We start from the raw sequence: 11,413 nt of genomic DNA on the forward strand, positions 1-11,413 counted from the left end.
ATTGGTTATTGGTTATTGGTTATTGGTTATTGGTTATTGGTTATTGGTTATTGGTAATCGGAACACCAACTGTCACAGGTCACAGGTCAACTGTCACAGGTCAACTGACAACTGTCAACTGTCACAGGTCAACTGACAACTGTCAACTGACAACTGTCAACTGACAAATGTCAACTGACAACTGTCAACTATCAACTGTCAACCGATCAAGCTGGTGCTGGAATGCCCGGTAAATCGCCATCAAAATCAGGAACCAAATCGATCGGATTCCACACCTTCGCCTGACGCACAGGTTCCAACTCTTCCCCAGGAAGAGGTTTCACACCCTGCGTTACCTGATGCACCCACCAATGTTCCTGGGTTTGCACCGACCCGAATCCCGCTGCCCCCACCCAAGCATCCATACTACCAGTGGCATAAGACTTAATATAAGGTTCTTCAAAGATATCAGTCAGCCACTCTGTCTGTCGCAAAGTTTTTTGATTTCCGTCCAAAATTGCCACTTGTCCCCCAACCTTCAGCAGTCGGAAGCTTTCTCGCAAAATTGCCCGCGAGACAGCAGGCGGCGTTTCGTGAAACAGCAAGGAAGCTGCGACTAAATCGAAGCTGGCGTCAGCAAAAGGCACGCTTTCGGCATTGGAGTGCAACCACTCGATATTTAAGTCGGCTTTTTGGGCTTTCATGGAGGCGACTACGAGCATATATGGCGACAAGTCCAGCCCGACAACTTCCGCTTCGGGAAAGGCTTGTTTGAGCATCAAGGTCGTCGAACCGGTGCCGCATCCCAAATCGATAATTCGGCGGGGTTTCACCCGCACAGCATCAATTAAGCATTGTCTGACGACTGTTTCGTGGGGAGGCAAAACGTATTGCGTGATTGGATCGTAGGAAACGGCTGCACTGGGGTTGAGGTAGCCGCCTTTGATGCCGTGAAAGTTTTGGCTGCTGTAATATTCGGGATAAACTAGGTTGGGTTGTCGGTGGCGATCGCCCGCTGTTTCCCAGTCGATACCCTCGTAGAGTCGTTTCAGTGCTTGTTCGTCGATCGCCAGTCGAATCAGGGGCGACAAAAACCGCTCAAAAATTGTATCCTTGCCAACAGCCATAAAACTCCTTTCACAAAAACTCTTTTAATTTTAGCGAATCGCAGCCCGAGAATCAGTCGGTTTGCGGTTTGCGGTTTGCGATTTGCGATTTGCGATTTGCGATTGATTGGCGTTTACCTCCGGTACATTGCTTGTTGCCTAACTTCCCTATTCCTGCTTGCTGCGGGATGCTCCTTAGTAATCGGAATTTTTAGCATAAACTCTGTCCCACCACCCGGAGGTTGAGAAATTTTGATGCTGCCGCCGTGTCCGTCCACTACAATTTTGTAGCTAATTGCTAATCCCAAACCAGTGCCTTGACCCACGGGTTTCGTTGTAAAAAATGGGTTAAAAATCTGGTCTTTAATTGTGTCAGGAATTCCCGGCCCGTTGTCGGCGATCGATATTTTCATAAATTTTACGCCATTTTCGCGAGCTACTCCCGTGGAAATAGTAATGATTTTATCCAGGCGATCGCTCTCGTTCAAGGCATCGATTCCATTGCTCAGCAAGTTCATAAACACCTGATTTAGCTGAGACGGATAACACTCTACAGAAGGCAGTTTTCCATATCTCTTGACGATATAAATTCTATTTTTAATTTGGTTGGAGAGCAGCAGCAAGGTATTGTCCATACCTTCGTGAATGTCCGCCAGCTTTTTGTCTGATTCATCGAGACGAGAAAAGTTTCGCAGAGAAAGAACTATGCTGCGAATCCGTTCGCTGCCTATTTTCATTGAATTCAAAATATGCGGCAAATCTTCCTCTATAAAATCTAGCTCTATTTCTTCGGAAAAATCGGCAATTTTTTGCGGGATATCGGGAAATGTTTCTCTGTACAAACTCACCAAGTCTAATAAATTTTGCGAATATTTTGTGGTATGAGGCAAATTAGCCGAAATGAAGTTGACCGGGTTGTTAATTTCGTGCGCTATCCCCGCCACCATTTGACCTAGGGATGACATTTTTTCGCTCTGCACTAAATGAGTTTGTGTTTGTTTGAGTTCGTGTAAGGCACCATTGAGCAGTTTTACTTGGTTTTGGGTTTGACTGTAAAGGTGAGATTGAGTAATGGCGATCGCTAGTTGGTCTGCTACAGCTTTTAACAGTTGGATTTCTTCTGCACTCCAAAGCCAATGAGTAGAATGACTGCAAATTAAATAACCCTGCGGTTGGTTTTTTGTCTGAACTGGCACGGCTAAATAACTATTAGCGTTAAGTTCGATCCATTGACTTGTACCATCAGCCAAAGTATCGCTGGTCAGAATAATTGGCTCGCATTCGTGGTCGCTGCATACCGATAAATTTTCGACCAAGTAAGACTCAAACTTTATGACTTCTTTGGGACAATCTGATTCACAAGATTCCCACAGGATTTGTAACATTTTGTTTTGCGGTTCGTACCAACCAAAAGCCGCCCGTTCTAGATGTAGCAAATTTACGAGTTCTTCGACTGTACTTTGGACTATTTCGTCTAATTCTAGGGACGCGCGAATGCGTCCAGCAATCCGGTTGAGCATGGCTTCTCGCTCTGCTTGGGTGCGATTGTTTTCGGAAGAATAAATTACCCAAATTGCTGCTATCATTGCCGGGCCAAGCAGTCCGGCGACGGCTGATGTTAGCAAATTTAATGCTTGTAGTTGGGATTCAATATTTTGGCGAGGAATTACTAAAGCCATCGACCAGTTAACTTCGTCTAGGGGAGCGTAGGCTACATACACCCATTTGTTATCTATTTTTACCAGTTCGATGTTCGTCTGGCGAGCGATCATTTTCCGCGCAATTGTGGAGAGTGCCGGGTCTTGTGATTGTGAAAAACTTGGGGCCGGCTGGTCGAGATTTCCGATTAAGTTGCTGTTGGGATGAACAATTGGCACTCCTTCTGAATTGAGTGCAAAAGCATAACTGTCTGAACCGTACTGCAAGTTGTTAGCGACATATGCTATTCGGTCTAATTTAATCCCGCCCGAAAGGACTCCAATTGCTTTATTGGCAGAGGGAGGTAAGGCCCAAATAGGAGCTGAAATGTTGATTGACTCAACTTTTGTACTGTGGCCGAGCAGCGGGTCGGAAACGTTGAGCTTCCCTAGCATTGCTGTTTGAAAGTGTTGGCTGTCTTTGTTGTTTGAGCGGTTGCCTAAAGTGTTGATTAGCGAGCCGTTTGGTTCAATTAATGACAGAGCAAAATAATCTTTTAACCTGTATACTTCTCCTTGCAACCGAGGTTCTACTAATGTCCAGTTCATAGTCCGAACCGTAGGAGAATAAGCAAGAGTTTCTATTTCTGCTTTGCGGCTGCTGAGCCAGCGATCGATTTCCTCGGTGCCTTTTTCCAGTTTTAATAGTGCTATTTGCTTTAAGTTATCCAGGATTAGTCCGCGGACAACGAAATAACTGATGCAAGCAGTTGTGCTGATGCTTAAAGCTGTGGCGCCAAGAATTAGCAGGGTCAGCAAATGGCGGCGCTGCCGTCTGTGGTGCCAAAGACTGTGCGCTTCCTGCCACCGCGATTGAGCAGAATTCCTGATGTTTTGCCACAGGTGACGCAGCTTTTTTTCTTGGTGGGTTGGCTGGGCAGATACAGCTCTGGTTTGATTTGCTGGGTGTTGCATCATCAAATGTTCTCGTCGAGAGTCTAATCGATCAAACGGCATTCTTCATTCGTTATCCGGCAGAATTAATATTAGGCAAATATTCAGGGTTTGACTCTTCATTGGTCTCACCAATCAGGAGTCATACCACTCTTTTTTTGCGTTGGATACTTCAAAAGTTTTATTTTATATTAAACAATTGGCAATAAATGATGCAGTTTGTGGATGGGATATTGAGTGCATTTCCATTTTTTTTGATAACTACTCCGATCCTGAAAGACAACATTTTTTATTTCGATCGCGCTATCGCATTTTATTTTGGCGTCAACTTTACATTTCGACCTTCGGTATACCCCCTTGAGGTTGGTGGTTTACGATATCTTTAATATCTCTCTCGTTTGTATAACAAAATAACTATAAAGAACACAGAGAAAATACGGAGTTTTTCAAATTAGCAATGTATTATGATGTAGGGTGAAATCCCTGTTGACAAAGTTACAGATTTGCGCTGTGGCTTCAAGGAGAAATTTTTTCATCTAAAGCTTTTTTCGCCAAACGGGTTGCATAAACGGTGAGGGCGATCGTTGCTAGCAAACCAATGCCGTACAGAGTCCACTCAGCAGTAGTGCGCGATCGCCCGCTAGATCCGATTGCAGCCAAACTGCCCGCTAGGGAACCAATATAAACATACATCACAGTTCCGGGAATCATGCCGATCCAAGATGCGAAAAAATAGTCTTTGAGAGATACCTGCGTGACTCCAAAAGCATAGTTAAGCAAATTAAACGGAAAAATTGGCGACAGCCGCGTCAGCAGTACAATTTTCCATCCTTCAGAGGCAACTGCGGAGTCGATCGCCTGAAACTTGAGATTACCTGCTATCTGTTTGGAAACCCAATCGCGAGTTAAATACCTACCTGTTAAAAAGGCGCAAGTTGCACCCAAAACCGAGCCGACGGAAACGCAAACCGTACCGCCAACGACTCCGAACAAAACGCCAGAACCCAGAGTCAGCAACGAACCGGGGATAAATAAAACGGTTGCCAGAATGTATATCAGAATAAAAGCTGCGGGGCCCCAAGGGCCGAGATTGGCGATCGACTCCAGGGCATTTTTGATAATTCCTTGAAAATTGAAAAACTTTGCCGCCACAATCAAAGCCGCAGCTAAACCAATTCCTAAAAATAGCTTCCACTTATTTGATGGTGGTGGATTTTGTTCGCCGGGCGATCGCAAATCATTCATTACCTCAACTCCTCAGTCTAAATTGCTTGCAACTTGGGGACACGGCGCTGCCTTTGGTAGTGTCAACTTAAGTGTGAAATCTTTTGTATCTCTGGTTTGTCCCCGAGTCTCGATCCCCCTCGCATCCCCCTTAAGAAGGGGGACGAAAGAGAGGAATCTTGTCCCCCCCGCATCGTTGCGGGGGCTAGGGGGGATCTGGCCTTAATCGCCAGACAGAAGACTGATATTAAGTTTGAACTTAAGTTGACACGACACAGCGCCGTGTCCCGTATTTCACACAATAGAAAACTGCGATCGGCGCAAATTTTCCCTGAAATCAAATCAACGTACCGCCACAACTAGAACCGCTACCCGCCGTACAGCCGTAGCAATAAGCAGCGGTTTGCACCTCTTGAATTACATCTAAACTACCAGATTCTAGCAATTTAGCAACAGTTATCCTTTCCCCGCTGCCAGTTTTCGCCGACAGATTTTCCATTTGGTTAAAATCGCAGTCGTAAACATTGCCCAAATAGTCGATCGACAATTCATTGCGGCACATTAAATGTTCCAAAGTACCGGGATTAAAGTTATCCTCCAAAAACCCCAGATAAGGCTTGTGCAGCTTTTTGTGTTCCAAATGAAACTTAGTCCGTCCCACAGGCAAATTAGTAATCGCGAACAAGTGATTAAAACAAATCCCAAAATGTTCGGCTAAATAAACCTGATAATCTTGCTGTAACTTGCCCTGTTCCGCTGTCAGCGAAAACTTATCTGTGGTCGGAACCTGCGGATTGTACACCAAATCTAAAATTAAATTTGGATTGTTTCCGTATCCCAACTGATTTAGCTTTTGCAGCGCCAGAATCGAACTGTCAAAAACACCGCTACCGCGCATTTTGTCAACATTATCAGCTTGGTAACAGGGAAGCGACGCCACAATTCTGAGTTGGTGTTGCGCGCAGTATTCGGGAATATCTTCAAAGCCTTTTTCAAAATAAATCGTCAAATTAGAACGAACAATGACCTCTTTACCTGCCGCCCTTGCAGCTTGGGCCAGCGGTTTAAAACCGTAAAGCATTTCGGGAGCACCGCCCGTGAGGTCAACAGTTTTGATTTGAGGAAAACGGCGAATGATTTCAATTAATTGTTCGCATATTTCCGGCGAAAGTTCTTCGGTTCGTGTTGGGCTAGCTTCTACGTGGCAGTGACTGCAAGCGAGATTGCAGCGTTTCCCTAGATTAATTTGTAAAACTGCGATCGGCTTTTTAGTTAAAGCTGAGTTTAGTTTGTTTTTGAAGGGCGTGATTGCGGTCTGAATCATGTGCTAAATTTTTTAGTCTGTGCTCGCAACGAATGTAGAGGCATTCCGGGGAACGCCTCTGATAATTTAGCACGAATTATCAAATTCGGGGACGCATCAAAACCAAAGAAACCGGGTTTTTTGCGGTTTTTGCGAGCTATAATGCGTCTTCTCGAAAAAAACCCGGTTTCTGACCGCCCGTGCATCCAGGACTATTAATCGGGCTTGAGAGAGTCAACTAATTTTTCAACTCGTGCTTTAATTTCACCTCGCACGCGGTGAAAAGTTTCGATTGGTTGTCCGTCGGGGTCGTCGAGTTGCCAATCTTCAAATACTTCTCGCAATACCCACGCTTCGGGTAAATTAACGCCGCAGCCGCACAGAGAAATTACTGCATCGTAGTCTTCTGCGTTGAATTCGCTTAAGGCGTTAGATGTTTGATCGGTGATATCAATGCCGATTTCTGACATGACTTGAATTGCTGTCGGATGAACTCTGCTTGATTCTAAGCCGGAACTGGTGACGGAAATTTTGTCTTTGCCGATGGTTTTAGCGAATCCTTCTGCCATTTGCGATCGACAGGAGTTTCTTTTGCAGACAAACATTACTTTTTTCATTGTTTTTTTGTTGGTTGTTGGTTGTTAGTTGTTGTTTGTTAGTTGTTGTTTGTTAGTTGTTGTTTGTTGGTTGTTGTTTGTTAGTTGTTGTTTGTTGGTTGTTAGTTGTTGGTTGTTGGTTGTTAGTTGTTAGTTGTTAGTTGTTGGTTGTTGGTTGTTGGTTGTTGGTTGTTGGTTGTTGGTTGTTGGTTGTTCGTTGTTGGTTGTGAAGAAGGCCTCGGCGGTTGGAAACCGCTCCTCGTCAAGCGAAGTCTGCCTCCGCAGTGTAAAGAGAAATCCTTGATTCTTCAACCCGCGTCGGCGGGTTTTGTCTGTGTCGCCGCGATTTCAATCGCCGGGTAATTCTTCACGCCCGGTTATTCCAGGGCGCGATTTGCGATCGCGATCGCCTCTTTAGCGGCTTGTTCTTTGCGTTCGCTGTGGCGATCGGTCAAATAGTCGGTGTGTTCCCGCAACAGCAAGGTAAACTTGTACAGTTCCTCCATGACATCGATCGCGCGATCGCGAAAAGCAGAATCCTTCATTGTCCCATCATCATGAAACTCCTGATAAGCCTTAGCAACCGAAGATTGATTGGGAATCGTAAACATCCGCATCCAGCGGCCCAAAATTCTCAAAGTATTCACAGCATTAAAAGACTGCGAACCGCCGCTAACTTGCATCACCGCCAAAGTTCGGCCTTGAGTCGGTCGAACAGCCCCAATACTTAAAGGAATCCAGTCAATTTGGTTTTTCAGAATGCCCGTAATATTGCCGTGCATTTCAGGACTAGACCACACTTGACCCTCCGACCAAAGGCTCAATTCCCGCAATTCTTGAACCTTGGGATGCGTATCGGGAACGCTGCCATAAATCGGCAATTCTAGAGGATTGAAAAACCGAACTTCGGCACCGAAGCCCTCAATAATGCGAGCCGATTCTTCTGCCAACAAACGGCTGTAAGAACGCTCTCGCAAAGAGCCGTATAAAAACAGAATTCTCGGTTTGTGCGTGAAATTTGCCATAATCCTTTCAATTAAAATCTCGAAATCCGTTAGATATTTGCCGGTAAACAGCGACTGCTAACTGTGCGCCCCAAATCGGCGCAACCCAGTAAACCCAGTGGTGATCCCAAATGTCGCCAATAAAAGCCGGGCCGAGCGATCGCGCCGGATTCATGCTCGCTCCAGTAATCGGCCCCATAAATGCAGCTTCTAAGCCTACAGTCAAGCCAATTGCTATCCCCGCAAAACCGATATGAGCGCGCCTGTCAAGCCCCGAACCCAGAATCACAAACATCAGGATAAAAGTTAGAATGGTTTCTAAAATTAGAGACTGCAACCAATTGTCGTTAAGAGGGATAGTTGCACCGAGATTTGCCACTTTTCCCAAGGTAATTAAAAGCATTGCCGAAGCTGCGATCGCCCCCGCACACTGCGCCAAAATATAAGGTAAAACTTTATATTTTGGGAAAAAACCGCTCGCCCAAAATCCTAAGGTTACGGCTGGGTTAAAGTGGGCGCCGCTGATATGCCCGATCGCATAAATCATTGCGGCTACAACTCCACCAAATACAAAACTAACGCCTAAATGAGTTACAGAACCACCGCTAATTTTGTTCACCATCACCGCGCCGGTGCCGGCAAAAACTAGCATAAACGTGCCGAGGCATTCCGCGATCGCTTCTCGCCTGCAATCTCGATTTTCGCCCGAAGCTAACTTTTTTGCTGCTGCACCCATCACTGTCCACTCATTGGTTCATAACAATCATATCAAAAAAACTTGATACGTCAACTCTCAAGGATCGAGCGTGAGGACTCCCTTCCGCATCCAGCCGAGGACTAAGATCCTCACGATCGAACCAATAACGGTTACTTTAGCGGAGATATTCCCAATCAAAAAATATTGATATGTTAACCCCCCTCAGCACAAGGGCGCGCCGGCAGCATCTGACTCAAGCGGCGGTACTCGGCGAGGTAATCTTCCAGGGCGAGAAACTGAGGTAAATTGAGGCTGTAGTAGATCCAGCGGCTTTCTTGGCGGCTGCGAACTAAAGCGGCTTCTTTTAGGGTTTTGAGGTGAAAAGAGAGTTTAGACTGAGGGACTCCCAGCCGATCGCACAAATCGCAAACGCACAACTCCTGTTCTCGCAGCAACTCCAAAATCTGAATCCGCAGGGGGTCAGAAAGAGCGTGAAAGCCTGCAAAGACGAGTTTTTGGGAAATTTGCGGTTTTGGAATGCGATCGGGCTTGGCTGTCGAATTTTTAAGCATCAATTATTTTGAAAAAATCCATACAAAACATCATATTTCTCAGGCTTGATCCCTGAAAATTGCTGAATTTAGCATCGACAGATCCTTCCGAGTAGATATTACTTCTGATTCTGTACCCGCGCGGGCACATCAGTGAGTCCGGTCTTTTGCAGCAGCGAAATCACCCCTACAGATACAATTCCCCCAATAACTACCCCGACAACTATCAAAATCAGGAATAATTTTTGCAGAGTCTTCTTAGTAGCCGGGTGATAGTGTTTCGGCAATCCTTCACCTCGATCGTCAAGTTCTTGCTGCAAGGGGTCTAGCGGATCGGAGGGATTTGAGTTAAAAGGATTCGGTGCTTGATTCATGGCTGGTTGTGGTTCTAGGATGTTAACAACTATTTTAACTTGCGATTTGCACGCAGCAGCTTAAATAATAAATTCTGGTTTGAGTCAACACTCTATAAAATTTATTAAGATACCGAGAATTTTAGCAACATTATTGATGAAATATTCGTCAGTGTCAATTTCGATCGCAATTCCTTGTAGCTTAAAAAATTTCCAGATACTGCCAGTTGTCACAACTCCATAAATTGTCTGAATGTCTTTTTCTTGACGTTGGTTAAATATTTGCGCTGCGATCGTTTCTGCCATGCACTGTCCTAAGCCGGATTGAATGTTGTCATTTTTGGCTTCCACCAAGGCGATAACTGGGGATTCGATGACAAGCTGTTCGGGCGATCGGCTAATCAGAAAATCGCAATCACCGCTCAAGCCCCTAGCAGGATCTACATTGAACTCTCTACCTGAAAATAAACTCATCCGTTCCGGTAGCCGTTTTTAAATTTCAACTAATATCGGCGCGACAATTAGCTCAGAGCGAGCTTTCTCCGAATTTATTTCTAGTGCTAAAGGCAGATTGAATTGCAAAGTTTATTGCAAAAAATTGCTTGGTGCTATTTCGGAAATGTCGGCAAACAAGCCAACCGTTCTACTAAAAGTTATGCCAAAATTTGTCTTAATTTGTTCGACACTAAATTGACTGTAGGGCATTTGACTCCCTCTGCCAACACAATCAAAAAACCTCTGGCACTGATTCACTCTCTTGTCTTGAAAAACATCGGCGTTTATCTGTGTTTATCTGCCCTGCATCTGCGGTTGTTCTATCAATCACAAATTTAGGCAATTGCTCGTCTAATAACTTGTTGAAAACATCGCAAACGGGGCAGGGCGGGTTTATCTGATTCTACTGCTTTTACAGATTTTCGGTGAACCCGCCTCTCAAAAATTTTACGCTTCTGTTTGGGAAAGGCGATCGAGAGAAATTGTTGCTGCTTGAGATACTTGAGAATTCTTGTCTTTTTCTAAATATTTTAAAGCCGAAACGCTCTTCACACTCGGCAAATTTCCTAAAGCTTCAGCCAGCCTCTGACGGATCAGCCAATCTTCTGACTGAGCAAAGTTGAGGATGCGATCGATCGCGCCAATGTCCTTAATTTCCCCCAAGGCCGAAATTGCCGCCTGCTGGATCACCACTTGCTCGCAGTCGAGAGCTTTCAGCAGCACGTCGCGAGCCCGCGGATCTTTGAGATTCCCCAGAGAAACCGCCGCACTGAAGCGTACCAGCCATTCAGTATCTTCATAAAAAGCTCGTACTAAAGCCTCAAAAGCTCTGATATCTTCCAGATAGCCCAAAGCACCTGCGGCATCAGCGCGAATCCCGTAATCCGGGTCAGTTTCTAGCAATTTGACTAAAATGGGATAGCACTCTGCTGTCGGTTTTACTCCCAGAGCAAACACAGCCATCGATCGCACTTGCAAACTTTCGTCGTTTAACACCTTTTTAATTAAAGGTACAGCCTCATCTGCCGGCACGTTCCGCAAGTTTGCCAAAGCCACCATGCGATCGGCTGAGTTTTCGCTTTCTAACTTGGCTGCAATTTGCTCTAAGCTTAAAGTTGTCATTATGGTATATCTTGTAGTAAAACTTTACATTCTGGTTATTTTGATTATAGGGGAGTCTCAGGAAAAAAGCAGGCAGTAAAAACCGCCCCAAGATTAGCGATGAGTGAGATTGCTGATTAGTGAGACTATTAATCTAAAGCTCAGATTGCATGAAAATAATCAATTAGAAAGTCTATTATTTACAATTCAAGCACAGGCGAGGTGTTTGGGCCGTTCCCTAAGGCAAAGCCTGCTCGTTGATACCGTTTTCACAAAATAATCAAACAGTAGGGAAGCTCAAAACCCTTATGCACTAAGCGATTACCAATCGACAATCAAATTTTGATTGTCGAAAAAGGTATTATAAAACTTCATTAAGTTTGTAAGCAAGAGCAAGCAATGGTAGTATGATC

General features: G+C 45.0%; 12 protein-coding genes. 1 reads left to right on the plus strand and 11 read right to left on the minus strand.

The features are described 5' to 3' along the window. Positions 1-206 precede the first annotated feature (206 nt). The 10 genes from QT974_RS22300 to QT974_RS22345 form a co-directional block, all read right to left on the minus strand. Entirely contained in the window at positions 207-1,106 is a 900-nt protein-coding gene (locus QT974_RS22300; RefSeq protein WP_333470607.1) for a class I SAM-dependent methyltransferase, read from the minus strand. Positions 1,107-1,219: 113 nt separating this feature from the next. Then, positions 1,220-3,700, minus strand: coding sequence for an ATP-binding protein (locus QT974_RS22305; RefSeq protein ID WP_333470608.1), 2,481 nt, complete (start codon positions 3,698-3,700; stop codon positions 1,220-1,222). A 492-nt stretch (positions 3,701-4,192) separates the two neighbouring features. Beyond that, a complete protein-coding gene (locus tag QT974_RS22310; RefSeq protein WP_333470609.1) occupies positions 4,193-4,921 on the minus strand; it encodes a TVP38/TMEM64 family protein in 729 nt (242 codons plus the stop codon). Positions 4,922-5,237: 316 nt separating this feature from the next. Further along, positions 5,238-6,224: an arsenosugar biosynthesis radical SAM (seleno)protein ArsS gene (gene arsS, locus QT974_RS22315; RefSeq protein ID WP_333470610.1), complete on the minus strand. Its 987-nt coding sequence runs from the start codon at positions 6,222-6,224 to the stop codon at positions 5,238-5,240. Positions 6,225-6,418: 194 nt separating this feature from the next. Beyond that, on the minus strand, positions 6,419-6,820 hold the full coding sequence (gene arsC / locus QT974_RS22320) for an arsenate reductase, glutathione/glutaredoxin type (RefSeq protein ID WP_333470611.1): 402 nt from the start codon (positions 6,818-6,820) through the stop codon (positions 6,419-6,421). Positions 6,821-7,176: 356 nt separating this feature from the next. Next, complete coding sequence (gene arsH, locus QT974_RS22325; protein WP_333470612.1) at positions 7,177-7,824, minus strand: arsenical resistance protein ArsH; 648 nt, start codon at positions 7,822-7,824, stop codon at positions 7,177-7,179. Positions 7,825-7,831: 7 nt separating this feature from the next. Further along, positions 7,832-8,539, minus strand: coding sequence for an MIP/aquaporin family protein (locus QT974_RS22330; RefSeq protein ID WP_333470613.1), 708 nt, complete (start codon positions 8,537-8,539; stop codon positions 7,832-7,834). A gap of 173 nt (positions 8,540-8,712) precedes the next feature. Further along, positions 8,713-9,072 (minus strand): ArsR/SmtB family transcription factor, encoded by a 360-nt coding sequence (locus QT974_RS22335; RefSeq protein ID WP_333470614.1) that lies wholly within the window; start codon positions 9,070-9,072, stop codon positions 8,713-8,715. Positions 9,073-9,170: 98 nt separating this feature from the next. Then, complete coding sequence (locus QT974_RS22340; RefSeq protein ID WP_333470615.1) at positions 9,171-9,425, minus strand: hypothetical protein; 255 nt, start codon at positions 9,423-9,425, stop codon at positions 9,171-9,173. Between the two features lie 84 nt (positions 9,426-9,509). After that, positions 9,510-9,878 carry a hypothetical protein gene (locus QT974_RS22345; protein WP_333470616.1) on the minus strand — a complete coding sequence of 123 codons (369 nt, stop codon included), beginning with the start codon at positions 9,876-9,878 and terminating at the stop codon, positions 9,510-9,512. Between the two features lie 102 nt (positions 9,879-9,980). Between QT974_RS22345 and QT974_RS22350 the strand changes: the two genes are divergently transcribed. Next, positions 9,981-10,238 carry a hypothetical protein gene (locus tag QT974_RS22350; RefSeq protein WP_333470617.1) on the plus strand — a complete coding sequence of 86 codons (258 nt, stop codon included), beginning with the start codon at positions 9,981-9,983 and terminating at the stop codon, positions 10,236-10,238. Between the two features lie 108 nt (positions 10,239-10,346). Here QT974_RS22350 and QT974_RS22355 read toward each other — a convergent pair whose 3' ends face one another. Next, positions 10,347-11,021 carry a HEAT repeat domain-containing protein gene (locus tag QT974_RS22355; protein WP_333470618.1) on the minus strand — a complete coding sequence of 225 codons (675 nt, stop codon included), beginning with the start codon at positions 11,019-11,021 and terminating at the stop codon, positions 10,347-10,349. Positions 11,022-11,413 lie beyond the last annotated feature (392 nt).

The organism is Microcoleus sp. BM001215392 (assembly GCF_036700185.1).
In the GTDB taxonomy this organism is placed as follows: Bacteria; Cyanobacteriota; Cyanobacteriia; order Cyanobacteriales; family Microcoleaceae; genus Microcoleus.